Genomic DNA, 25366 nt, shown 5'->3' with positions numbered 1-25366 from the left:
GCGGCCACACGTGATTTGCCCATTTCAGGTTTTTTGATCATGCCCAAGTTAACGGTGCTTCCGCATCCCCAGCTCTGCCCACAGGGCGCTGTCCTTGAGGCGCCCCAGGGCGTCTCGATCTGCCGCCTGCTTCTCGACAACCATATCGAGCTCGAGCACGCCTGTGAGCTTTCCTGCGCCTGCACCACCTGCCACGTGATCGTGAAGGAAGGGTTTTCTTCCTTGCCCGAGGCCACCGACAGCGAAGAAGACATGCTCGACAAGGCGTGGGGCCTGACGTCCACCTCACGCCTGTCGTGCCAGGCGGTCGTGCAGGACGCCGATCTCACCATCGAGATCCCGAAGTACACGATCAACCACGCGAGCGAAAGCCACTGACATGCGCTGGTCCGATACTTACGAGATTGCGGCGGCGTTGGTCGAGCAGCATCCCGATGTCGAGCCGCAGTTCGTGCGATTTACCGATCTTCATCGCTGGGTCACGGAACTTCCGGGTTTTGCCGATGATCCCACCCGGTCCAATGAAGGCATTCTTGAAGCGATCCAGATGGCCTGGATCGACGAGATCTAGCGCTTTCCCGTCACAACACGCCGGGGGAGCGTCATTGAGCTTCAACTGCGTGGGCTGCTTGTCCACCGTCAACACGCGTGGGGAGCGCCATGACTTTCAGATTGCGGGATAGACGACTCCGACGCCCCGGAGCCGCAGGGGGCCCAGGTGCCATCGCGCCGGCTTCAGCCTTGTTCCTGACCCTGGCCCTGGCCGGCTGCGCGCCGGCGATCTCGCTCAAGGAAGATCCGCCAGCCGGTTCTTTGCAGGCCACAGCCCATACGCAAGCGCCCAGCCCGGGCCAGGCCAGTGCGCCGGGCAAGGTCTACTACGCCACCAGCACAGCGGCCACGCCGCCTGACTACGCCGCCGCTGCGCGTGACGCCGCGACGCGCGATGCGACCTCTGCCGCGGTGGCTTTTCCCGTGACCGAACCCGGTGTGGACTCGCCCGTCACGGCTGCGCCCCAGTGGAATCCGGATGCCGACGGGGGCATGGCCGACGCCTGGGGCAGCCAGCGTTACGGCCGCCCGGCGAACGTGCGCAAGTCCGATTTCGAGTTCGAACAGAAGCTGGACGACACCTGGTCGATCAAGCAGTCGCTCAGATACGGCCGCCCGAGCACCGAGCAGGGCAATGGCCTGACGCCCGAATCCTTGCGTGCGTCCGACGACGGCCTGTTGCCCGGTCTTGGAACTTTCAACCTTGGCACGCATGCGATGGGGAAGTTCACGACCGTCCGCCTGCAGCATCAATTCAAATTCGGCTTCGACTACCTGAAGGCGCGCGACATCTACGAGACCCGTGTGGCGCTCGCGCCTTCATTGGATATCTTCGACCCGGCCTACGGCGCTGCGGTGGGCGGCCCGCGCGCCGTGGCCCAGGCCTATGCCGAAAAGCGCCAGCTGGGATTGTTCGTGCAGGACCAGGTCACGTTGGACAAATGGACCATGTCGCTGGTGGGCCGCCGCGATCAACTGACCAACCGGACCATCGATCTGGGCGCGAACACGTCCGACGCCACGCTGCTGAATAACGAGACCGTCAGCGGTCGTATCGGCCTGAAGTACCAGTTCGACAACGGCCTGGCGCCGTACATGAACTACTCGAACACCTATGCGCCAGTCGGTGGCAGCGAGTTCACGTCCACCGCCAGCCAGCAGTATGAAACCGGCGTTCGGTATGTGCCGGACATCTTTGGGAAGGTGACGACGCTGTCGGCCTTCAATCAGATCCAGAACAACTCCCAGACCACCGACACAGGCGGGGGGTGTGGTCTGGCCGGCTGCCAGGCGTGGGCAGAATTGCGGGTGCGCGGCGCCGCCGTCGAAAGCAAGCTGCAACCCTTGCCGAACTTGCGCGTGGTGGCGGCCTACATGGTCACCAATTCGTCCGTCATGAACACGTCCGACGACGCGTACCGCAGCATGCTGGCCAACCGTTTTCCGACGGTGAGCGAGCAGCAGGTGTCGGTGCGGGCGAAATATGCCGTGGAACGCGGCAGCTTTGCGGGCCTGTCCATGGACGGCCGGGTAGGGCACACGGGCGCCAGCTACGGCTACGCGGGTGGATCGAGCGACATCGCGCCGTCGTACATGCTGGTCGATGCGGGGGTGAACTACGACTTCGGGCGGCTGTATTCCGAGCTGAAGGGCCTGCAGTTCCGGGCCAGCGCCAGCAACCTGCTGGACAAGGGGTACGTGGCCTACTGCTACACCGACAGTTGTTCGGTGGGGGCGGGGCGGTCGGTGTCGGCCATCGTGAATTACCAGATGCCGTGGCCGTGAACGGGGGGCGTTCGCAACGATAGCTATGCCATGACAAAGGGGGTGTCAGCCTGCAAACGCTGACACCCCTTTTGTTTTGCGCGTCCATGGGCGGCAGTCACCTGCCGCCGTCCGGCATGACGGCCGTCAGTCTTCGCGGCGCATGTGCGGGAAGAGGATCACGTCGCGGATGCTGGCGCTGTCGGTGATCAGCATGACCAGGCGGTCGATGCCAATGCCGCAGCCTGCGGTGGGGGGCATGCCGTATTCCAGGGCGCGGATATAGTCAGCGTCGAAGTACATGGCTTCTTCGTCACCCGCATCCTTGGCTTCGACTTGCTTGCGGAAACGATCGGCCTGGTCTTCGGCGTCGTTCAGCTCCGAAAAGCCATTGCCGATCTCGCGGCCCATCATGAACAGCTCGAAGCGTTCCGTGACGCCCGGGCGGTCGTCCGATCCGCGTGCCAGCGGCGAAACTTCGACCGGATAGTCGATGATGTAGGTCGGGCTCCACAGCTTGGATTCGGCGGTTTCCTCGAACAGCGCCAGTTGCAGCGCGCCAATGCCGGCACGGGCCAGCTGCGGGCCTTCGACATGGGCACCCAGCTTTTTCAGTTCGGCGCGCAGGAAGGCTTCGTCGGCCAGCTGTTCGTCGGTATAACCTTCGGCGTACTTCTGGATCGCGCCGGTGATCGTCAGGCGATCGAAGGGCTGGGCCAGGTCGATCTCGCGGCCCTGGTACATCAGGGTCGCACTGCCGGTCACGTCGATGGCGACCTGCCGCAGCAGGCCTTCGGTAAAGTCCATCAGCCACGTGTAGTTTCCGTAGGCCGCGTAGAACTCCATCATCGTGAATTCAGGGTTATGCCGCGGGCTGACGCCTTCGTTGCGGAAGTTGCGGTTCAGTTCGAACACGCGCTCGAAACCACCCACGATCAGCCGCTTCAGGTACAGCTCGGGCGCGATGCGCAAGAACATTTCCATGTCCAGCGCATTGTGATGCGTGGTGAAGGGCTTGGCCGATGCGCCGCCAGGAATGGCGTGCAGCATGGGCGTTTCGACTTCCAGAAAGCCGGTATCGATCATGTACTTGCGAATCGAGGCCACGACCTTGCTGCGGCCGATGAAGGTCGCGCGGGTGGACTCGGTCATGATCAGGTCGACATAACGCTGGCGATAGCGCATTTCCTGGTCGGCGATGCCGTGGAACTTGTCCGGCAGCGGGCGCAGCGACTTGGTCAGCAGGCGCAGTTCGACGGCGTGGATCGACAGCTCGCCCTTGTTTGTCTTGAAGACGTTGCCGCGCACGGCCACGATGTCGCCAATATCCCAGTGTTTGAAGGCGTCATAGACCTCGGGGCCGACGCTTTCCTTGCTCAGGTAGATCTGGATGCGGCCGGTGGCGTCCTGCAGCGTGATGAAGCTGGCCTTGCCCATGACGCGCTTGAGCATCAGGCGGCCGGCAACGCTGGCGGTCACGGCAAGCGCTTCCAGCGCTTCCTTGTCCTTGTCGTCATAGGCAGCGTGCAGCGGCGCGGCACGGTCGGCAGGAACGAAGTCGTTCGGGAAGGCGGGGCCCGCTTCACGCAGGCGCGCGAGCTTGGCGCGCCGTTCCGCGACGATCTGGTTTTCGTCCTGGGGGACGGGCTCGGGGGCGGTTGGCCGGGTATCGGTCATGGTGGGCTTGAGTCAGTAATTGCGGATGTCGTCGATCTCGGTCTGGCCGAAGTCGTCGCGTTCCAGGTAGGCGACGATGCGGGCGGCCACGTCGTCGGGCGACGACAACTGGCCAGTGGCATGCATCGCCTTGAAAGTGTCGAGCGCGGGGAAAGCCTCGGGCTGGCTGTCGCGGATTCGCGCCTGCATGGGGGTGTCGATCACGCCAGGCGCCAGTGACACGATGCGCACGCCAGCGTCGCCCTGTTCGAGCTTGACGCTGCGTGTGTACATGTCGATGGCGGCCTTGGTCGAACAGTAGACACTCCAGCCGGCCATCGGCTTGCGGCCGGCGCCCGACGAAATGTTCAGCACACGGCGGTCGGCGCCCCAGCCGGCGGTCGCGGCAATGAAGCGCGACGTCAGCAGCATGGGCGCCGCCACATTGAGCGCCAGCGCCTGGGTGATATCGTCCGGGCGCAGGGTGCCCGACGGACCGATCGGATCGACCGTGCCGGCGTTGTTGATCAGGCAGTAACGGTCGGCATGACGCGGCATTGTGGCAAACAGCCGGTCAATGACGCGGGTGGTCTCGCCGGCATCGGTCAGGTCGGCCGGATGCTGCTGGACCACGGTGCCGCGGGTCGCCGCATGCGCGTCGAGCTTGGTGTGCTTGTGGCGCGAGAGCGTGGCAAGGTGGGTGCCGGGGCGGCACAGGGCCAGCGCCAGCGCGGCGCCAAGGCCCCGCGAGGCGCCGGTCAGGATGACGAAGGTGCCGCCCATGGCACCGTAGTTCGCGGTCCTCACACGCCGTGCTTCAGGCTGGCCTGGATGAAAGGATCCAGATCCCCGTCGAGCACCTTCTGCGTGTTCGAGATTTCGACGTTCGTGCGCAGGTCCTTGATCCGGCTCTGGTCCAGCACATACGAACGGATCTGGTGACCCCAACCCACGTCGGTCTTGGAATCTTCGAGCTTCTGCTGCTCGGCCATGCGCTTGCGCATTTCGAGTTCGAACAGGCGCGACTTCAACATCTGCATGGCTTCGGCGCGGTTGCGGTGTTGCGACCGGTCGCTCTGGCACTGCACGACGATGCCGGTGGGGATATGCGTCATCCGCACCGCCGAGTCGGTCTTGTTGATGTGCTGACCGCCCGCGCCCGAGGCACGGAAGGTATCGACACGCAGGTCAGCCGGATTCACTTCGATCTCGAAGGAATCGTCGATTTCCGGATACACGAATACGCTGGCGAACGACGTGTGGCGGCCGCCCGACGAGTCGAAGGGGCTCTTGCGGACCAGGCGGTGCACGCCGGTTTCGGTGCGCAGGTAGCCGAACGCGTACTCGCCTTCCATCTTGATGGTGGCGGACTTGATCCCGGCGACTTCGCCTTCGGACTCTTCCATGACCTCGGTCTTGAAGCCCTTGCGCTCGGCGTACTTGAGGTACTGGCGCAGCAGGATGGACGCCCAGTCCTGCGCTTCGGTGCCGCCGGCGCCTGACTGGATGTCGACGAAGCAGTTGAGCGGATCGGCCGGATTGTTGAACATGCGGCGGAATTCAAGCCCTTCCACCTTGGCTTGCAGCGCAGCGGTGTCGGACTCGACCGACGCCAGCGTGTCGAAGTCGTCATCGCCGCGGGCCATCTCGAACAGTTCGCTGGCGTCGGCCAGGCCGGTTGTCAGTTCACGAATCGTGTCAACGATGGTTTCGAGGGACTTCTTTTCGCGGCCCAGTTCCTGGGCGTGCTTGGGGTCGTTCCAGACTTCCGCGCTTTCCAGTTCAGCGTTTACAACGTGCAGGCGTTCATCTTTGACATCGTAGTCAAAGATACCTCCGAAGATCCTGAGTGCGCGCACTCAGGTCCTGCAGTCGAGCTTCGAGCTGGTTCAGGCGTTCTGCTTCCATGGTCTTCCTATGCAATTATTTCGGCGTAACTTCGCATTTTAGCGCTCGTTGCGCCGCGCGGGCTCGGCATGTTCGACAAGCAGTTGCACTGCCACCATGCCGTTCCAGTTGTTGAGTCCCAGGCGGTAGGCCACATCGACCGCCGCCGGGAGCGAATCGGCCCGTCCGAACCAGATGCCATCGAAGCGCTGGCTGCCGCGTTCCAGGGCCAGCTTCAAATGCTTTTCGCCCACGATGCGCTGGTTGCGTACCGTGAAGGTGTCCACGAACACCGGGGCCGGAAAGCCTGAGCCCCACACCTGCTGGTCCAGCAGCGTGGCCATTTCGGTGTTGGCATAACAGGTATCGAGCGAGCCGTCCGTTTCCAGCGCCGGTTCGAACTGGCTGCGGCCGCTCAGTTCACGCACGGCTGCGTCGAAGGCCGAGGCAAACACCGGAAAATCCGACTCGTGCAGCGTCAGGCCGGCGGCCATCGCGTGACCGCCAAACTTGCGGATCAGTTGCGGATAGCGCTTGGACACGAGGTCCAGCACGTCGCGCAGGTGCACGTCGGGCACCGAGCGGCCCGAGCCGCGCAATTCGCCGTCACCGGCCGGCGCGAATGCAATCGTCGGACACCAGAATTTGTCTTTCAGTTTCGACGCGACCAGGCCGACCACGCCCTGGTGCCAGCCGGCGTCGAACACGCACACGCTCGCGTTCATCGACGCGGTCAGGCTTTCCACCGCCAGCAGCGCCTGGTCGCGCATGGTGGCCTCGATATCGCGGCGTTCGCGGTTGATGGTGTCCAGCTGGCGCGCCAGTTGCAGGGCCTCGTCTTCGTCATCGGTGATCAGGCAGCGGATGCCCAGGCTCATGTCCGCCAGGCGGCCGGCTGCGTTGATCCGCGGGCCCAGCGCAAAGCCCATGTCGAAGGTACTGGCCTCGCGCGGCGCCCGCGACGCCACGACGAACAGCGCTTGCACGCCAGGCTGCATCAGGCCCTTGCGGATCCGCTGCAAACCTTGTGCAACCAGCAGGCGGTTATTGGCATCGAGCTTGACCACGTCGGCGACGGTGCCCAGGGCAACCAGGTCGACCAGGGTGTTCAGGCGCGGGCCGCCGTCGGCCGGGTAGACGCCGCGCTTGCGCAGCTCGGCCCGCAAGGCCAGCATCAGATAGAAGATGACGCCGACCCCCGCCAGGTTCTTGGACGGGAAGCCGCAGCCCGGCTGGTTCGGGTTGACGATGGCCAGGGCGTCCGGCAGCACGTCGCCCGGCAAGTGGTGATCGGTGACGATCACGTCGATGCCGACCGCCTTGGCCGCGGCCACGCCGTCGATGCTCGCGATGCCGTTGTCGACCGTGACGATGATGTCCGGCTTGCCCATCCTGGGATGCTTCACCGCCAGATCGACCACGGCAGGCGACAGGCCGTAGCCGGTTTCGAAGCGGTTCGGCACCAGGAAATCGACATCCGCGCCCATGCTGCGCAGGCCGCGGATGCCCACCGCGCACGCGGTCGCGCCGTCACAATCGTAGTCGGCGACGATCAGCAGGCGCTTGCGGTCACGGATGGCGTCGGCCAGCAATTCCGCGGCGCGAGACGCGTGCGTCAAGCCGTGCGGCGCCAGCATGGACGTCCATTCGCCACGGGTTTCAGCAGGTTCTGCCACGCCCCGCGCGGCCCACAAACGGGCCAGCAGCGGATGGATGCCCGAGCGTTCCAGGCGTTGCGCGATACCGCTGTCGACGCGACGCGTCAGGATTCGGGGTGCAGCCACCAGCGGGTCCAGTCTTGTTTGGGTTGAGGAAGCCAGCGCAGCGCTTTCGCGCGCGCCGTCAGACGTAGGGTGACAGTGCGCTCGCGATCCGGAAATACAAGGTCGATCGCCGATAGATCACCATCGAGCAAGGCGGCATCGAGCGGGGCGAACCAGTCCGTGTCAAGGCGCGTCAGCGCCGCCAGCCAGTCGCCCCAGGCCTGCGCGCGACAGGGCAATTCCAGCGCGTCAAGCAGGACAGCCGTATCGGTCCGCACCTGCGAGGCGGGGGTGCTGCTGCCGCTCCAGGCAATCTTCGCGCGTTCGGCCAGGCCTTGCAGCCAGGGCGGATCGCCGATCAGGTGGCGCGGCGGCGTGCCGCGCCAGCCAGGCGTCCACGCGGGCGCACCGCCATGCAGCCACAGGCCATTCACGGCAGGTTCGCCCCGTTCTTCACGGGCCTCGTTGACCGGGTGTTCGTGCCAGCTCATCTGGATGTCGTTGGCCAGACGCCGCCAGGGTCGCGCCGGCAGCCCCTTGGGCCAGTAGTCGTTCAGGTCGCCGCCCATGACGGCCGATGGCGTCGCCGCATAGGGCGTCAGGCCATCGGGCAGGGTCACCTGCCAGCGGCGCGGGTTCAGATAGGTGACGGTAAAGCCGTCGGTCTCGAACAAGGGCTGGACGGTGGCGAGCAGTGCGCGGGACTCCTCCGCAGTGATGTCCAGCGAATTCGTGTCGGTCAAGACAAGGCCGTCGCGCCCGACCTGGATGTGCGCCAGGTCGGCAATCCAGATGGGGGCGTCGCCCTGCGCGTCCGGGGCCAGAAGGGCGGCCAGGCCGGAACCGAGTGGCGCAGTGGGTGGGGTGGGCGCGCCAGGTGCCTCGGCTGCGCCGGCCTGGTCCGGGCTCGGGCGTTGGTCCGTCTTGCCTGTCGATGGTGCTGTGTTGGCGCGCTCCGCCGGACCAGCCGGCGGCTGGAAACCGGCACGATGCAGCCACCAGGCTTCGGACGGTGTGGCTTTGGGATCGGCAACGGGCGGCTCGCCGACTGTTGCAGGCGCCGTCCGCAGCCACTTCAACAGCGTGGGGGCGGGCGAAGGCGTGGCCGACAGTTGCTTGGCGAGTTCGGAAGCGATCGGGCCGGGCGGCAAGGCGCCGGGCACGACAAGGACGAGGGAAGGGGAGGCAGGCACGGCGCTATTGTAAGGGGGTCGGGGTGGGAAGGCGTCTGTCGGGTCCCGACGCGGTCCACGAAGGGACGACGACAACCTGCTTCAGGTGCGGTCAGCGACGCGGCCGTATCCGCCGTCGGGCCGACCGTCTTGTACCGGGAACGGTCTTTGACAACGGTCTGTGACGACTGGACACGGGCGGCCGATGAGCCAGCCGCGGGCATCTGACATAATACGCGCGTGCTCAATATTCCCTACGAACTCTGGGTCGGCTGGCGTTATACACGCGCCGGCCGCGGGCGGCGTCGCGACCGCTTCATTTCCTTCATTGCCGGCAGTTCGATGGCAGGCATCGCGCTGGGCGTGGCGGCGCTGATCATCGTGCTGTCCGTCATGAACGGCTTCCAGAAAGAAGTGCGCGATCGCATGCTGTCGGTGCTGCCGCACATCGAACTGTTTTCGAGCAGCGGTGAGCGCGGGACGGCCCTGGCCGATTGGCGCAGCTTGACCGAGCTGGCCAAAAAGAACCCCGAGGTCGTGGCCGGTGCGCCCTACGTGTCGGCCCAGGCCATGATCGCGCGGGATCAGACGCTGCGCGGCGTGCAGGTGCGCGGCGTCGACCCGGCAACCGAGCGCAATGTGTCCGACCTGGTCGGCAGCATGAAACAGGGGTCGCTTGATGCGCTGCAGCCCGGCAGCTTCGGGGTGGTGCTGGGCCGGACCCTGGCCAGTGCGCTCGACGTCAGGCTGGGTGACCCGGTATTGATGCTGGCCCCGCAAGGGTCGGTCACGCCGGCCGGGTTCACGCCGCGCATGCGCCAGTTCACCGTGGTGGGCGTGTTCGAAGCCGGCCACTATGAATATGACTCCAGCCTGGCGTTCGTCAACGTCGATGACGCCGCGCGCCTGTTCCGCGAAACCGGCACGGGCGGTGTGCGGCTGCGCATTAAGGACATGCAGGAAGCCCCGCAAGTGGCGGCGCAACTGGCGTCGTTGCTTCCTGCGGGCATCGTGGCCAGCGATTGGTCGAAGAACAACCGCACCTGGTTTGCCGCCGTGCAAACCGAAAAGCGGATGATGTTCCTGATCCTGACGCTGATCGTTGCGGTCGCGGCCTTCAACCTGCTGTCGTCGCTGGTCATGGCGGTCAACGACAAACAGTCCGATATCGCGATCATGCGGACTTTGGGCGCATCGCCCGGCGAGGTCGCTCGCGTGTTCGTGGTGCAGGGCGCGCTGATCGGTGTGATCGGAACGATCCTGGGCGTGGGCAGCGGCATGCTGGTCGCCTTCAATATCGACGTCATCGTGCCTTTCATCGAGCGTCTGCTGGGCATGCAGTTCCTGCCCAAGGACATTTATCTGATTACCGAACTGCCGTCCGATCCCCGGATGGCGGATATCGTTTCCATTGGTGTGACGTCGCTGGTGCTGTCTTTCCTGGCCACGTTGTATCCCAGCTGGCGCGCCTCGCGGCTGCAGCCGGCGGAGGTGTTGCGTCATGATTGAACAGGTTCCGGGCAAAGCTGCGCCGGGTGGGGTCACGCAGGGTGGGGTCACGCAGGGTGGGGTTGCGCAGGGTATTGCGCCGACACGGGTTGCGCCCGGCCGGGTGGTGCTGGAAGGCCGCGGGCTGACCAAGATCTATACCGAAGGCGAGAACCGCGTGCAGGTGCTGGGCGGCGTCGACCTGGCCGTGCACCAGTCCGAAATGCTGGCACTGATCGGCGCATCGGGCTCGGGCAAGAGCACCTTGCTGCATTTGCTGGGCCTGCTCGATCAGCCCACGGCAGGCACCGTCACGGTGGATGGTCAGGCGGCCGCCAATTTTTCCGAAAAGCAGCGCAGTCAGGTGCGCAACGAGAAGCTGGGCTTCGTCTACCAGTTCCACCACCTGCTGGCCGAGTTTTCGGCGCTGGACAACGTGGCGATGCCGCTGATCATTCGGCGCATGAGCCGGGCCGACGCCCGCGAGCAGGCCGCCGACATGCTGCAGCAGGTCGGCCTGGCGGCGCGTGCGACGCATCACCCGGGTCAGTTGTCGGGGGGCGAGCGTCAGCGTGTCGCGTTGGCGCGCGCCTTGGTCACGCGGCCCGTGTGCGTGCTGGCCGACGAACCGACGGGCAACCTGGATCGGCATACGGCGCGGGACATCTTTGCCCTGCTGCGCCGCCTGAACCAGGAACTGGGCATGGCCTTTGTGATCGTGACCCACGATTCGGAGCTGGCGGCGCGCGCGGACCGGCAACTGAAAATGGCGGACGGGGTTTTGCTGCCCGCAGAGATCGCGGCGGTGTGAGGCGGTCGGGACGCTAGGTGATCCCGCTGCTTTATGCTGTGACGTATGCTGATTGACACCCACTGCCATCTGGATGCGTCGGAGTTCGACGCCGACCGCCTCGACGTGGCCGCCCGGGCCGCCGCGCGGGGCGTGCGTGCCATCGTCATTCCCGCCATCGCGCGGTCGAACTTCGACACCGTGCGCGACCTGGCGCACCGATTCGAGGGCGGCACCTACGCGCTCGGCATCCACCCCATCTTTGTGCGGCATGCCGAGGACAGCGACCTGGATGCCTTGCGGGCGGCCATCATCGCCGCCTTGCCCGACCCACGCTTTGTCGCCGTCGGCGAAATCGGACTCGACTTTTTCATTCCCGAGATCTCGCAGGGCGCCGAACGCGAGAAGCAGGAACGCTTCTATGCCGCGCAACTGAAGCTGGCTGCCGAATTTGATCTGCCGGTCCTGCTGCATGTGCGTCGATCGCAAGACATTCTCCTTAAATATTTACGGCGCATCCCGGTTCGCGGGGGCATCGGCCATGCCTTCAATGGCAGCGAACAACAGGCACGTGCGTTCATCGACATGGGCTTTGCACTGGGTGTCGGCGGCGCGATGACCTGGACGCGCGCGCTCAACATCCGCCGGCTGTGCACCGACTTCGCGCTGGAGCACTACGTACTCGAAACCGACGCGCCCGACATCCCGCCCGCCTGGCTGCCCGAAAACGATCGCCGCAACACACCGGGTCAGGTCGAAGGCGTGGCGCGTGCGCTGGCCGAGTTGCGCGGTATTCCGGTCGAAGACGTCATCGAGGTTACCGGCGCCAACGCGCTTCGTGTCCTGCCAAGATTGGCAGGGATAAAACTGTCCTGATCCGCCTCCTTTGATCGCCCGTGGTCGGTAGCATGGGTTCTCCCGTGCCATGTCGGCGCGGCAGAGCAGGGGTGGGGCGGTCATGGGGCGATGGGCGGCATGGGCATTCGTGGTGGGGTCGGCACTCGTGCACGGGTTGCCGGCGCTGCCGCATGTGCTGCTAGGGGGCCTCGGCGTGTTGGGTGTGATGCTTGCGGGCGCAGGGGTGTGGCAGGCGGCAGACCTGCGGGCACGCAAACCCTGGGTCGGATGGGTCGTCTGGCCGGCCCTGGCGTTGTGCCTGGGCGGCGCCACGACGATGGTGCGCGCCGACTTTCGCATGCGGGATGCACTGGATACGTCGGTCGAGAATCAGGCGATGACCCTGACGTGGCGCGTCGCGGGATTGGCGACCCGGACCGAGCATGGCCAGCGGTACGAGGCTGATCTGATCGACCCGCCATCGGGCGTCCCCACGCGGGCGATGGTGTTCCAGCCGGCCGCAGGCAGATTCGCAGGGCCACGGCAGCCAGGGCAAGCAGTAGTGCCTGGCGAGGTCTGGACGGGGCGGCTCGCGCTCAAGCGCCCCCATGGACTCATGAACCCGCACGGCTTCGACTATGAAGCCCACCTCTTCCAACAGGGTATTCGCGCGACCGGGACGGTGCGCGGCGTGGCGTCCCGCGTCGGCGATGCGCCCTGGGCAACCTTCGATACCGTGATCCAACGGGTGCGGCATCGCCTGCGCGAGGCCATGGCGCCGGGCCTTGAAGGTGCACGATATGGGGCCGTCATTCTTGCGCTGGCCATGGGGGATCAGGCCGCCATTCGCAAGGAAGACTGGCGCACCTTCAACCTGACCGGTATTACGCACCTTGTCTCGATCAGCGGCCTGCATGTCACGATGATGGCGGCCTTGGGCGGTGCGCTCGCCATGCTGGGCTGGTCCAGGTTGTCGTGGCGGGGCGTCATGCTGGCTGAACGGGCGCCTGCCCAGGTCATGGGCGCCTGCGCCGCTTTGCTGGTGGCGTTGGCCTATTGCCTGGTGGCCGGCTGGGGGATTCCTGCACAACGCACCTTTTTCATGCTGGCGGTGGTGGCGATTGCGGCCATCGCCCGATTGGGGTTGGGCGGCCCGCGGGTGCTGGCCTTGGCAGCCGCTACCGTCACCGCGCTCGACCCCTGGGCGCCTGTGTCGGGCGGCTTCTGGCTGTCGTTCGGCGCCGTCGCAGTGTTGATGCTGGCAGGCAGCGGGCGATGGCGACGACGACCGGTGCCCGCCGTGGCGGGTCGGCTGGCGCAGTGGCGCCATGCGCTGGGCCAACAGTTGCGAGACGCTGGCCGGCTGCAGGCAGCCTTGACGCTGGGGCTGCTTCCTTTGCTTGCGCTCATGTTCCAGCAGGTGTCGCTGGTTTCACCCTTTGCCAACGCGATAGCGATACCGGTTGTCAGTCTGCTGGTTACGCCACTGGCGCTTGCCGCCATGTTCCTGTCCGTGCTCCCTGGGCCGGAGGGTCTGGCGCATCTGATGTCTGCGGCTGCGCACGCAGTGTTCGCCGCCGTCATGTGGCCCATGCAGGCCTTGGCCGACCTGCCGTATGCCAGCGCGAGCACCGCGGCGGCGCCCTGGCCATGGGTCGCGGTCGGACTGGTCGGCGTCGCGTGGACCTTGCAGCCTGCGGGTCTGCCTCGGCGATGGTTGGGTATGGCGCTCGTGTTGCCGGTGCTGTGCTACCGGCCCGAGCGGCCTGATCCGGGTGATTGGCGGCTGACGGCGCTGGATGTGGGGCAAGGCGGTGCGGCGGTGCTGGAGACCGCGACCCAGACGCTGGTATTCGATACCGGTCCGCCCTTTGGTGACACCGCGGACGCGGGCGAGCGTGTCGTGTGGCCCTATCTTCGTTCACGTGGCATCCGGCGGATCGACCATCTGCTGGTGTCGCACGGAGACGCGGATCACGCCGGCGGGCTGGCGTCCTTGCTGGCCGCCGTGCCGATCACCGCCATCACCGCGTCGTATGACCTTGCGGGCGAGACGTCATGGCCGCCCGCCTTGCCAGGTCTGCCCGCGACGACGCGGACCGGTCCGTGTGAGGCGGGGCAGGCGTGGGAGGTGGATGGCGTGGTGTTCCACATGCTGTATCCCGACGCCGCTCCCCCAGGTTCGCGCGGGTACCCTGGCGATCCGGCCGGGGCGCGGCGCGCGTCGGCCGATCGCAACGCAAACAGCTGCGTGCTGCATGTCCAGGGTAGGCACCACTCGGCTTTGCTGCCGGGGGACATTGGCGCTGAGCAGGAAGCCGCGATCCTGCGGTCCGCGAGGCGGCCGGTCGAAGTCTTGCCGCCGGGGGTGGGGTTCAGGACAGGGCAGGGGGCGGGGCGGAGAACAGGGCAAAGCACAGGGACGGGAACAGGGCAAAACACAGGGCAAATGGCAGCGCAAAACACAGGGCAAATGGCAGGGCATGTGCTGGCTGCCAGCGACACACCAGGCGCCGATGCTGACCCAGTTGACCCAGTTGACCCCGCGACTGCCTTGCAGGCCGATGTCGCGCTGATGGCGCACCACGGATCCAGGCATTCCTCCAGCGTTCCCTGGACACTTGCCGTCAGTGCCCGGCACGCGGTTGCCCAGGCGGGCTACCTGAACAGCTACCGGCACCCGCACCCCGCCGCTCTGGCGCGATGGCAGGCGGCCGGGGCGGCCGTCCACCGCACGGACAGGCACGGAGCCGTCGTTTTCACTTCGCAGGGCGGCAGGCTGTCCGTCAGCCGCGAGCGTGAGCGGCGGCAGCGGTACTGGCACGGTGACTGAACGCGGTGCTGTGACTCCCCAATGCTGCGCCGGCTTCCGTGCAACTCTGCTTGCGCGCCCCCCACGCCCTGCAACGTGCCTGCACCGCCCAGAGGCTGACCAGTCCAAAGCTCCAGGCCTCCCATCGCCCCGGCACTCTACAATCGTCCCATCAACCCACCACGAGGTGACCCGCATGACGCATCACGCCGCACCGGACGCGCTTGAAGAACCCCGTCTTGCCCATGTGACCTGCCTGAGCCCGGCCGGATTGCATCGGATGGCGTACTGGGAGTGGGGCGATCCGGACAACTCGGCCGTGTTGGTGTGCGTGCATGGCCTGACCCGCAGCGGCCGTGACTTTGACCGGCTGGCGCGGCGCCTGTCGTCGCGCTATCGCGTGGTCTGTCCCGACATCGTGGGGCGGGGGCAGTCAGACTGGCTGGCGGATCCGGCTTATTACGTGGTGCCGCAGTATGTGTCCGACATGCTGCCTTTGCTTGCGGCCGTGCGGGGCAGCACGGTGCATTGGTTCGGGACGTCGCTGGGTGGGTTGATCGGCATGAGCCTGGCGAGTCTGGCCGGTACGCCCATCACCCGGTTGGTGCTGAATGACGTAGGCCCGCGCCTCGCGCCAGATGCCTTGATGCGCATCGGGCAGTACGTGGGGCGCGCCGGCGACTTCCCGTCAAAGGAAGCCGGTCTGGAATACCTGAGTGTCGTGTCGGCGGCGTTCGGCCCCCACACGCCCGAGGCGTGGCAAGAACTGAATCAGTACATTCTGGTGCCGGCGGATGCCGCAAAGGGAAGGACGCAGCAGGGCAATCCAACCAGCCTGACCGCTGCCATCCCGGCAGCAACGCCTGCGGCGACGTCCGCAACGTCATCGGGCACGGCATCGGCATCCACAGCCGGATCGTCAAAAGAATCGTCAAACGAATCGGCTTCAGACGCGACCCCTGCGTCGGGCGACGCGCCGTCCGATCAGACCCCCACTGCCTGGCGCCTGCACTACGACCCCGCCATCTCCGTTGCCTTCAAGCCAATGGCGCCGCCGGTGGCCATGGCGGCCGAAATGATGTTGTGGAAGGCGTTCGACGCGATTCAGTGTCCGACGCTGATTGTCCGCGGGGAACAGTCCGATCTGCTCAGCGCAGCCACCGCTGCCGAGATGGCAAGGCGCAATCCCAACGCGCACCTGGTCGAAATCGCCGGGGTGGGTCACGCGCCGACCTTCATGTCCGATGACCAGATTGCCATCGCCGAACACTTCCTGACGGGTACGGCAGGCTGACGGATCATGCTGCACCCGCCACGCCATTATGTGTACCTCGACGCGGTCGCGCGTGCGGGATCGATCCGCAAGGCGGCCGACCAGCTGCATGTCGCGTCCACGGCCTTGAACCGGAAGATCCTCGAGATCGAAGGCGAGGTGGGCACGCCCTTGTTCGAACGGCTGCCTCGCGGTGTGCGGCTGACGGCGGCGGGCGAGGTCTTGCTGGCCACCGTGCGTCGCGGCATTGCGGACCTGGAGTCCGCCTCGTCGCAGATCGAACAGCTGCAAGGACTGGTGCGCGGCACGGTGCGCATCGCGTGCGCGGAATCGGTCGCCAACGATCTGGTGCCGGCGACGGTGGCGGCGTATCAGCGCACGCATCCGGGCGTGCAGTTCCGGATCACGGTAGGCGGGACGGCGGCGCTGGTGCGCGACCTGCTGAACGACGACGTCGAGCTGGTGGTCGCGCATGATCCGCCCGCGGCCGAAGGCCTGCAGGTCATTGCCAGCGTGCCGCAACCCCTGTGCGTGATGATGCGGCCGGATCATCCGCTGGCGGGACAGGACAGCATCCGGCTGGCCGACTGCGAACGTTATCCGATTGCCTTGGGCGCCGAAAGCTTTGGCAGCCGGCGACTGATCGACCGGCTGGCGGTCAAGCTGCGGCTGTCCTTGAGGGTGTCGTTGGAAGCCAATTCGGTGGAGACCCTCGAGTTCTTTGCGTTGACCACCAACGCGCTTTGCTTTCAATTTCGGGTCGGAACCGCGCGCGATGTTGGCCGCGGAGATCTGATCGCGATCCCGCTGGCCGACCGCGACCTGGCCGGCGGCAAGCTGGTGATGGCCGCGCGCGCAGGCCGCGCCTTGCCGGTCGCCACGTCAAGCTTTGCACAGACGCTGAAGGCGGCATTGGAGGGAATGTAGCGCCTCCGGGATCGCAACGCCCCTGGCATCGCGGACGCCCCTGGCATCGCAAGCTCGACGCACCAATACAAAAGGGCGCAGTCGTCATGACCTGCGCCCTTTTTCAGTGTGTCACCCTCATTCCATCAAGGCGTCGTTCCGCCCGGATACGCCCCTGGCGAGTCGCCGTAGATCGGCGCACCCATGTCGATCTTGACGGTGTTCGGATCCACGTTGGGTTGCCCGTCCTTGTAGTGGGTGACCATGCGCGGATACATGATGACCAGTGCGACCATGATCAGCTGGATCGCGATGAAGGGTACGGATCCCCAATAGATCTGGCGCGTTTCGACCTTCTTGATCATCTTGCCGGTGACGCGATCCTTGTAGTCCTTGTTCGGCGCAACCGACCGCAGGTAGAACAGCGCAAAGCCGAAGGGCGGATGCATGAAGGACGTCTGCATGTTGACGGCCAGCAGCACGCCGAACCAGACGAGGTCGATGCCCAGCTTGTCGGCGACGGGGCCCAGCAGCGGCACCAGGATAAAGGCCAGTTCAAAGAAGTCCAGGAAGAAGGCCAGAAAGAACATGATGACGTTGACCGCGATCAGGAAGCCGATCTGGCCGCCGGGCAGGTTGGTCAGCAGATGTTCCACCCACAGGTCGCCGCTGACGCCGCGGAAGGTCAGGCCAAACACGGTCGAGCCCACCAGAATGAACACGACAAAGCAGGTGATCTTGGTCGTTACCGTCATCGATTGGCGCAGCAGTGACAGGCTCAGGCTGCGCCGTCCCCAGGCCATCAGCAGCGCACCGACGGCGCCCATGGCGCCGCCTTCGGTAGGCGTGGCGATGCCCAGGAAGATCGTGCCCAGCACAAGGAAAATCAATCCCAGCGGGGGAATCAGCACGAAGGTGACACGTTCCGCGATCGACGACAGCAGGCCGAGCTTGAACCATTTGTTCAGCAGTGCCAGGACCCAGGCCAATGCCCCGCCGACCAGCAGCGACAGCACAATTTTTTCGTCCGTGGCTCGACCGACCAGCTCCAGGCGGGCGTAGATCAGCGCAGCCGCGGTCGAGATGGCGAGCAGCACCAGCAGCGACAGGTTGCCGCTTGCGCCGTTGGCTTCGCGAAAGCGCCGTGCTTCGGGCGGCAGGGCAGGTACGTCGCCAGGCCGGAACATCGCGAGCAGCATCACGTAGACCACATACAGGCTGGTGAGAAGCAGGCCAGGCAGCATGGCTCCCCTGTACATGTCGCCTACCGATCGGCCCAGCTGGTCGGCCAGCACGATCAAGACCATGGACGGCGGGATGACCTGCGTGAGCGTGCCGGAGGCCGCAATCACCCCGCTGGCAAGCTTGCGGTCATAGCCGTAGCGCAACATGATCGGCAATGAGATCAGGCCCATCGAGATGACGGAAGCCGAGACCACGCCCGTCACGGCGCCCAGCAGCGCGCCCACCAGAATCACCGCCACGGCCAGACCGCCACGGATTGGACCGAACAGCTGGCCGATGGTTTCGAGGAGGTCTTCGGCCATCCCGGATCGATCCAGGATGAGGCCCATGAAGGTAAAGAAGGGAATGGCCAACAGCGTGTCGTTGGTCATGATGCCGAACACCCGTTGCGGCAAGGCCTGGAACAGCACGGGGGTGAACAGGCCAAGTTCGATACCGATCAGGCCGAACAGCACGCCGTTGGCGGCCAGCGCGAAGGCCACCGGGAACCCGACCAGCAGGAGCAGGATCAGGCACGCGAACATGATCGGCGCCAGATTGGCGATCAGGAATTCGGTCATGGCCGTTCTCCGTGCTGGAGCGCGGCAAGGCGGGCGGCTTCTTCGGTGCGCCGCTCGGCTTCGAGCCGGACCTGTTCGGTGTATTCCTCTTCAGCCTGCGCTTCGGAGTTCTTGCTGCGCGGATCGGGGCAGTCGCCCCGCAGATAGCCGATGCATTTGATCAGGTGCGAGACGCCCGCCAGGAACAGCAACGAGAAGCCCACGGGAATCAGCAGCTTGGCGGGCCACAACAGCAGACCGCCACTGTTGGCCGAACGCTCCAGCGTGTCGTAAGACGCGACGAACATGGGCCATGACGGCAGCAGGATCAGGAAGACCATCGGAAACAGCATGAAGATGACGCCGAAGATCTCGATCTTGATCTGCGTGCGGGTCGGCAGCTTTTCCATCAGGATGTCGAGCCGAACATGATCATTATTGAGCAGCGTATAACCCGCGGCGAGCAGAAAGCTGGCGCCGAACAGGTACCACTGCAGTTCGAGCCAGGCGTTGGAACTGATGTGGAAGAACTTGCGGATGATGGCGTTGCCGGCACTGATGACGACAACCACCAGCACCAGCCACGATACCCATTCACCGACACGGCGATTGATGGCATCGATCAGATGCGAAAAGGCGAGCAGGGGCCGCATGGAACGGATTCCTAAGACAAGGACGGATCGGTGAAGCAGCGCGGCTCGCAGGGCGCGAGCCGCGGAACGGCGTAGGCAGCGATCAACGCGAGCGGCTGAAGATCCCCTTCACCCGATCCCACAGCACGCCAAAGAACATGCGCGTGGGACTGAAGGCGGCGACCGGCGCAGGCGTGCCCGCATCGGCCGGGCGCTGCAGGCGGGCCGTCACGTTCCGGCCAAAGTCCGCGATCATGCGGCGCACGAAGTCCTGGACGAGACCCGAACGCGAGAACTGCGCCAGCGGCCCTTGCAGCGAATACAGCAATTGCACATCGACCCGCGTGCGACTGGCATCCAGGGCCGTCAGTCGGTAGGTGATGTCGCCATTGGCACGGGACTGGCTGAGCGTGTCCTGGCCCGCGCCGCGGAACACCGCAGTCTTTGCGGCGTCGTCGCGTTCCAGCCGGGCCGCCCCGTTGAACGCCGCCGACATCGGCCCGAACTTGATCGCGACCTTGCCCTTGACGCGGTCCCCGTCGTGTTCGGTGATGGATGCGCCAGGCAGGCAGCTGGCCACCGCGGGCAGATCCACCATGAAGGCCCAGACCTGATCGGCCGGGAAAGGCACGTCGAACTGGCCGGTGATTTCCGAGCCCTTGGCGCGGGACGCAGTTGCGGTGGACGCCGACGCGCCCGGCGACGAAGGCGAAGCGGAAGAAGCTGCCGACGTTGCCGCCGATGACGGCGTCGACGCCAGACCCGAGCCGCCAACCGCCGCCGTGTCCTTGATCGGCGTCGTCACCTTGGCAATGAAGCCTTCGAACGGCGTGGGTGCAATGGATGCCGAATCCGAAGCCGGCGCCGGCAACGCCGCCACGGCCCCCGCAGGCTCGCCCCGCAGGGCACGCCGCAATGCCGAAATCTCTTCGTCGGGAGTGGCAATCAGATCCGCCAGCACCGACCGGATCGCCGCGACGATGCCCATGTACCCCGTGCACCGGCACAGATTGCCGGCCAATTCGATACGAATGCGCGCATCATCGGCATCCGGACAGCGCAGCACGATGTCTCGCGCAGTGGCCAGCATGCCCGGGGTGCAATAGCCGCACTGCAAGGCATGGTGCGCCGTGAAGGCTTCACGCAGGCGCCGCATGACGGGGTCGGCGTCATAGCCTTCGATGGTGGTGATGTGCTTGCCCGCACAGGCGGACGCAAACGAAATGCAGGATCTGATCGGTTGTCCGTCCATCAGGACAGTACACGCGCCGCACACGCCGTGCTCGCAGCCCAGGTGGGTCCCGGTCAGGCGGGCTTCTTCGCGCAGGAAGTCGCCCAGGTGCATACGCGCAGGAACGTCGGAAGAGACCTTGCGGCCATTCACATCCAGGGTGACTAACGCCATGTTGATTCTTCTGCTCCAAGAAGTTGCGCCAGGCAGCGGCGCACCGCCACCGCGTGGAGTTTGCGATCAACGGAGTCGTGATCGGGCATGGCCTGCGCCACTGCATCGGCAATGGCTTCCTGAGTACAGGCGGTCTGCCCTTCGCGCGCCACCGCGGCCGCCAGGCCAGTCAGCAGGCGCGGCGGGCCCGACAGGGCCCCAATCGCGATGCGCGCCATGCCGGTGGACGAGTCGAAGCGGGCCGCGCAACTGGCTTCGGCAAATTCGCCCGTCTTGCGGCAGTACTTGTAATAGCCCCAGCGCATGGCGGGGGATGCGACCGGGAAGCGGACGGCCGCGATCAGCTCGTTCTCGGCCAGCACCGTCGTGTACGCGCCGATCATGAAGGCATCGGCGTCGACGTGGCGCGTGCCCGCCGGCGATACGATCTCGAGCGACGCGCCAAAGGCCACGGCCGTCACCAGCCAGTCCGCAGCCGGATCGGCATGCGCCAGGCTGCCACCCAGGGTGCCGCGATTGCGCACCGACCGGTAGGCAATGCCTGCCGCGATCTTTTGCAGCGGCGTGCCGCGCAGCAGCGGGTGGATGCCGTCTTCGATCTCGGCATGGGTCACGGCAGCACCGACACGAATGCTGTCGCCGTCTTTCGTGACCGTGCGCAGTCCGGGAATGCCCGAGACGTCAACGACCACGCCGGGCCGCGCCAGACGCAGATTGAGCATGGGGCCCAGCGACTGGCTGCCGCCCATGGCCTTGGCGCCCGGGCTGTCGGCCAGCAGCGACAGGGCGGCGCCGACCTCATCGGGTCGGATGTAATCGAATAAAGCGGCTTTCATGAAAAGTCCTTCACGCCACGTTGACGGTCTGGCGGATCGGCAGGGTGATCACCAGCGGATCCGGGCCCGGCCCGTCTTCGATGGCCTGCAGCAGGCGGCGCGGGCTGAGCGGCGTGCGGGTGACTTCCGCCGCGCCAATGCAGCGCAATGCATCATTGACGGCGTTGAAGATGACCGCGGGCGGCGCGATTGCACCGCCTTCGCCCATGCCCTTGGCGCCGAACTCGGTATGCGGCGACTTGGTCTCGAAGTGATGCATGCGGATGGTCGGCACTTCGACCGCGCCGGGCAACACGTAATCGGCCAGGGTCGACGCAAGCGGTTGTCCGTTCTCGTCGTAAGGCGTCTCTTCGTACAAGGCGGTGCCGATGCCCTGCGCGATGCCGCCATAGGTCTGGCCTTCGACCACCATGGGGTTGATCATCGTGCCGCAGTCTTCGACCACCACGTAGTCCAGGATCTCGACGTCGCCGGTATCGGTGTCGACTGCAACGACCGCGGCGTGGGTGGCATAGGTAAAGGCGCCGGTGTCGACCTTGGGCTTGTAGCCCGCGGTGACTTCGAGACCCCCCGTGTCCACATCGGCCGGCAGCAGATGCGGGCGCAGATACCACGCGTTGGCCACATCGCCGATCGACACGGACGTGCCCTCGGGTCCGACCACGCGGCCATCGGCCAATGACACGGTGGACACATCAGTGCCGAGCAAATGCGCGCCAATGGCGAGCACCCGCGGCGCCAGTTTCTTGCACGCGACCGACACCGCGCCGCCGGACATCACCATCGACCGGGACGCGTACGTGCCTGTGGAGAACGGTGTCTGGCCGGTGTCGCCATGAATCAGTTTGGTACGCGCGATGTCGATGCCCAGGATCTCGTGCGCGATCTGCGCAAACGTCGTTTCCATGCCCTGGCCATGCGAATGCACGCCCACGCGCATTTCCAGGCCGCCATCGGGCGTGATGCGTACGGTGGCCGAATCGAAGCCCGGGATCAGGGGCGTGCCCCACGCGGCGAACACCGACGTGCCATGCGCCGATTGTTCGGTGTAGGTGGCGATGCCGATGCCCAGCAGGCGGCCATCGGCTTCACCGGCTTTCTGGCGTTCGCGCAGCTGATCGAACTGCAGCATCTCCATGGCCTTGGCCAGGCTGGCGCCATAGTCGCCACTGTCCAGATGTTTGTTGGTGACATTGACGTAGGGCATCGCGTCGGCCGGCACCAGGTTTTCCTTGCGCACTTCCCAGGGCTCGCGGCCGACTTCACGTGCAATCGCGTCCATGGTCAGTTCGATCGCAAAGCACACGCCGGTGCGAGCCACGCCGCGATACGGGACAAAGCCGGGCTTGTTGGTCGCCACGCACTTGGTCACGCAGCGGTAGCCGCGAAAGTCGTAGGGGCCGGGCAGGTTGCCGATGGCCTGGCCGGGTTCCAGGCCGGCGGTAAATGGCCAGACCGAGTACGCGCCGCCATCGATGGTGATGACCGCGTCGAGAGCCAGCAGCTTGCCGCGCTTGTCGACGTAGGCCGTCATGTCGTACGAATGCTCGCGCGAATTGGCGCCCGCGATCAGATGCTCGCGCCGGTCCTCAATGAAGCGGAACGGGCGTTTGTGCGTCTTGGCAAGCCAGGCAATGCACAGCTCTTCCTGTTGCAGCACGCACTTGTAGCCGAAGGCGCCGCCCACGTCGGGCGAGATCACGCGGACCTGGTCCTGCGGCAGCTTCAGGCAATCGGCCAGGATCGTGCGGATCATGTGCGGCACCTGGGTCGCGCTGACCACGACCAGCTGATCGGCCTGGAAATCCCAATAGGCGAGCACTGCCTTGCCTTCCATGGGCACCATGCATTGACGCGACAGGTCCACCGTGCGCTTGACGACCCGGTCGGCCTTGGCCGCCCAGGTGTCGAAGTCGCGATCGGCATGCAGCGTCATGAACAGGTTGCTGGTCCATTCGTCATGCACGAAGGTGCCGGTGGCGGCCTCGGCCGCAGGGGCGCTGGCGTAGACCGGCAGGTCATCGAGGTCGATCTGGATCTGTTCGACGATGTCTTCGGCGAGTGCGCGGGTCGGCGCAAAGGCCATGGCCATCGGCTCGCCGACAAAGCGCACCTTGCCCGATGCCAGGGGCGGCTGGGCCGACAGCTGGTAGGTGGGCAAGGTCGATTCGGCAACGATGTCGAGCGAATCGGCCATGTCCTGGCGCAGGACCACGGCCGCACGGACGCCGTCCGGAATGGACGCGCCCACGATGCGCGCATGGGCCAGGGGACTGCGCAGAAAAGCGACTTCGCTCAGGCCGGGCATGGACATGTCGGCAACGAAGTTGCCCTTGCCATGCAGGTGGCGCGCGTCTTCCTTGCGGCGCACGCGCGCCCCGACCCCCTGCGCCTTGTGCGCGGACGTGGGATGTTCGGTACTCATGAGCTACGTGCCACCGCCGCAAAGGTGTAGTTGTCGAGCGCGTTCTCGGCCACGCGGAACCAGCTCACTTCGTCTTGCTGGAATTTCTTCCACGACGGGTAAATGGCCTTGAAGTCGGCGTTCTTTTCTGACAGCTCGGTCCAGAGTTCCTGCGACGCCTTGTAGGTTGCGTCCATGACGTCCTTGGGGAAGTAGCCCAGCTTGGCGCCGCCGCCCACCAGTTTGCGCAGCGCAAGCGGGTTCTGCGCGTCGTAGTTGGCCAGCATCTTCATGGTCTGTTCGGCACAGGCGCATTCGAACGCGGCCTTATAAGCGGGGGGCAGGGCTTCCCATGCCTTTTCGTTGACCATCGACGTGATCGAGGCGCTGCCTTCGAACCAGCCCGGTGAGTAATAGAACGGCGCCACGCGGTTCAGGCCCAGCTTTTCATCGTCGTGCGGGCCGATCCATTCGGCCGCGTCGATCGTGCCCTTTTCCAATGCAGAGTAGATATCGCCAGCCGGAATCTGCTGCGAGACGGCGCCGAACTTGGCGAGCACCATGCCGCCGATGCCACCGATGCGCATCTTCAGACCGTTGAGATCCGCAACCGATTTGATTTCCTTGCGATACCAGCCGCCCATCTGCACGCCCACGTTGCCGCTGACGTGATTGACGATGCCGTACTGCTTGTACATCTTGCGCAGCAGCGCCATGCCGCCGCCATAGTGGATCCATGCGTTGTGCTGACGCGAGTTCAGGCCGAAGGCCAGACCCGTATCGAACGCCACCGCGGTGTTCTTGCCGATGAAGGCCGAGCTCAGCACGTGATTGCATTCCACCGTTCCGTTGCTGACCGCATCCATGTTCTGTGGCGGCGGCACAAGTTCGCCGGCCGGAAAGGCGCGAATCTCGAACTTGCCGTCGGTCATGGCCGATACGCGCTTGCACAGTTCTTCAGCCGAACCGTAGATCGTGTCCAGGCTCTTGGGCCAGCTGGTCGACATGCGCCAGCGCACGGTTGGCGTGCCCTGGGCCATGGCGGGAGCGGCCAAGGTGGCGAGGCTGGCGCCGGCGGCGGTGGTGGCTTGGGAAAGGAAACGGCGTCGCTGCATGGATGCATCCCTGGGTAGGTGGAGTGGGGTAGAGAATTACTCAGCGTACTGACATATTCGTCAGCCTACTGATGGATTTTGTCGGTGTCAACGGTATTTGCAGGGGTTGATTTCGCACGCGCTAAGGTGGTGCCGCCCAGGAAAGTCGCCGGGTTTTTCTGCACCACGCATGCGCCTGCATGCATCGTGTTGGCGCATTTTTCGGGCGGTATTGCACCGCACACAATTTGCGCTCGGTCCGAGCGTTTTATTGCGCTATGCGGCGGGTAGCGTCGTGCGCAGACTGTGGG

Annotated in this window: 20 protein-coding genes; 9 read left to right on the top strand and 11 right to left on the bottom strand. The window is 65.4% G+C overall.

Translation table 11 applies throughout. The features are described from left to right. Positions 1-39: 39 nt before the first annotated feature. From fdx to IE116_RS04960, 3 genes are all read left to right on the top strand, one after another. Entirely contained in the window at positions 40-378 is a 339-nt protein-coding gene (gene fdx, locus IE116_RS04970; RefSeq protein WP_189610311.1) for an ISC system 2Fe-2S type ferredoxin, read from the top strand. A 1-nt stretch (position 379) separates the two neighbouring features. Then, on the top strand, positions 380-571 hold the full coding sequence (iscX, locus tag IE116_RS04965) for a Fe-S cluster assembly protein IscX (RefSeq protein ID WP_189610309.1): 192 nt from the start codon (positions 380-382) through the stop codon (positions 569-571). 170 nt (positions 572-741) lie between these two features. Next, positions 742-2337, top strand: coding sequence for a TonB-dependent siderophore receptor (locus tag IE116_RS04960; RefSeq protein ID WP_189610307.1), 1596 nt, complete (start codon positions 742-744; stop codon positions 2335-2337). A gap of 126 nt (positions 2338-2463) precedes the next feature. On the opposite strand, the gene lysS is transcribed toward IE116_RS04960, so the two are convergent. The 5 genes from lysS to IE116_RS04935 form a co-directional block, all read right to left on the bottom strand. Continuing rightward, the gene (lysS, locus tag IE116_RS04955; protein WP_189610306.1) at positions 2464-3993 is read right to left on the bottom strand and encodes a lysine--tRNA ligase; all 1530 of its coding nucleotides are present in this window, start codon (positions 3991-3993) and stop codon (positions 2464-2466) included. A gap of 12 nt (positions 3994-4005) precedes the next feature. After that, the gene (locus tag IE116_RS04950; RefSeq protein WP_189614449.1) at positions 4006-4755 is read right to left on the bottom strand and encodes an SDR family oxidoreductase; all 750 of its coding nucleotides are present in this window, start codon (positions 4753-4755) and stop codon (positions 4006-4008) included. A gap of 20 nt (positions 4756-4775) precedes the next feature. Then, a protein-coding gene (prfB, locus tag IE116_RS04945) for a peptide chain release factor 2 (protein WP_189610304.1) occupies positions 4776-5880 on the bottom strand; the annotation gives its coding sequence in 2 pieces (ribosomal slippage) (positions 4776-5798 and positions 5800-5880; 1104 coding nt in all). A 38-nt stretch (positions 5881-5918) separates the two neighbouring features. Further along, positions 5919-7643, bottom strand: coding sequence for a single-stranded-DNA-specific exonuclease RecJ (gene recJ / locus IE116_RS04940; RefSeq protein ID WP_229828003.1), 1725 nt, complete (start codon positions 7641-7643; stop codon positions 5919-5921). Continuing rightward, a complete protein-coding gene (locus IE116_RS04935) occupies positions 7622-8815 on the bottom strand; it encodes a hypothetical protein (protein ID WP_189610302.1) in 1194 nt (397 codons plus the stop codon). Before IE116_RS04935 ends, recJ begins: the two co-directional genes overlap by 22 nt. Positions 8816-9034: 219 nt before the next feature. On the opposite strand from IE116_RS04935, the gene IE116_RS04930 reads away from it, so the two are divergent. From IE116_RS04930 to IE116_RS04905, 6 genes are all read left to right on the top strand, one after another. Continuing rightward, on the top strand, positions 9035-10303 hold the full coding sequence (locus IE116_RS04930) for a lipoprotein-releasing ABC transporter permease subunit (protein WP_189610301.1): 1269 nt from the start codon (positions 9035-9037) through the stop codon (positions 10301-10303). Then, positions 10296-11093, top strand: coding sequence for a lipoprotein-releasing ABC transporter ATP-binding protein LolD (lolD, locus tag IE116_RS04925; protein ID WP_189610299.1), 798 nt, complete (start codon positions 10296-10298; stop codon positions 11091-11093). The genes IE116_RS04930 and lolD overlap by 8 nt, the downstream gene beginning before the upstream one ends. A 45-nt stretch (positions 11094-11138) precedes the next feature. Beyond that, the gene (locus tag IE116_RS04920) at positions 11139-11948 is read left to right on the top strand and encodes a TatD family hydrolase (protein WP_189610297.1); all 810 of its coding nucleotides are present in this window, start codon (positions 11139-11141) and stop codon (positions 11946-11948) included. An 82-nt stretch (positions 11949-12030) separates the two neighbouring features. Beyond that, on the top strand, positions 12031-14742 hold the full coding sequence (locus tag IE116_RS04915) for a DNA internalization-related competence protein ComEC/Rec2 (protein ID WP_189610295.1): 2712 nt from the start codon (positions 12031-12033) through the stop codon (positions 14740-14742). A gap of 175 nt (positions 14743-14917) precedes the next feature. Further along, positions 14918-16015 (top strand): alpha/beta fold hydrolase, encoded by a 1098-nt coding sequence (locus tag IE116_RS04910; protein WP_189610293.1) that lies wholly within the window; start codon positions 14918-14920, stop codon positions 16013-16015. Positions 16016-16021: 6 nt separating this feature from the next. Beyond that, a complete protein-coding gene (locus IE116_RS04905) occupies positions 16022-16921 on the top strand; it encodes a LysR family transcriptional regulator (protein WP_189610291.1) in 900 nt (299 codons plus the stop codon). A 125-nt stretch (positions 16922-17046) separates the two neighbouring features. Here the strand turns inward: IE116_RS04905 and IE116_RS04900 are convergent, their stop codons facing one another. The 6 genes from IE116_RS04900 to IE116_RS04875 form a co-directional block, all read right to left on the bottom strand. After that, on the bottom strand, positions 17047-18705 hold the full coding sequence (locus tag IE116_RS04900) for a TRAP transporter large permease (RefSeq protein ID WP_189610289.1): 1659 nt from the start codon (positions 18703-18705) through the stop codon (positions 17047-17049). Beyond that, the gene (locus IE116_RS04895) at positions 18702-19337 is read right to left on the bottom strand and encodes a TRAP transporter small permease subunit (RefSeq protein ID WP_189610288.1); all 636 of its coding nucleotides are present in this window, start codon (positions 19335-19337) and stop codon (positions 18702-18704) included. Before IE116_RS04895 ends, IE116_RS04900 begins: the two co-directional genes overlap by 4 nt. 82 nt (positions 19338-19419) lie before the next feature. Beyond that, on the bottom strand, positions 19420-20727 hold the full coding sequence (locus IE116_RS04890) for a xanthine dehydrogenase family Fe-S subunit (RefSeq protein ID WP_189614447.1): 1308 nt from the start codon (positions 20725-20727) through the stop codon (positions 19420-19422). Beyond that, positions 20712-21557 carry an FAD binding domain-containing protein gene (locus tag IE116_RS04885; RefSeq protein ID WP_189610285.1) on the bottom strand — a complete coding sequence of 282 codons (846 nt, stop codon included), beginning with the start codon at positions 21555-21557 and terminating at the stop codon, positions 20712-20714. The genes IE116_RS04890 and IE116_RS04885 overlap by 16 nt, the downstream gene beginning before the upstream one ends. A 10-nt stretch (positions 21558-21567) precedes the next feature. Next, positions 21568-23982 (bottom strand): xanthine dehydrogenase family protein molybdopterin-binding subunit, encoded by a 2415-nt coding sequence (locus tag IE116_RS04880; protein WP_189610280.1) that lies wholly within the window; start codon positions 23980-23982, stop codon positions 21568-21570. Continuing rightward, positions 23979-25076 (bottom strand): TRAP transporter substrate-binding protein, encoded by a 1098-nt coding sequence (locus tag IE116_RS04875; protein WP_189610278.1) that lies wholly within the window; start codon positions 25074-25076, stop codon positions 23979-23981. The genes IE116_RS04880 and IE116_RS04875 overlap by 4 nt, the downstream gene beginning before the upstream one ends. Between the last annotated feature and the right edge of the window lie 290 nt (positions 25077-25366).

Origin of the sequence: Pigmentiphaga litoralis (genome assembly GCF_014651835.1) — a bacterium.
GTDB lineage: Bacteria > Pseudomonadota > Gammaproteobacteria > Burkholderiales > Burkholderiaceae_B > Pigmentiphaga > Pigmentiphaga litoralis.
Note: the sequence above shows the minus strand (reverse complement) of the source record. Positions and strands in the feature narration are given on the sequence as shown.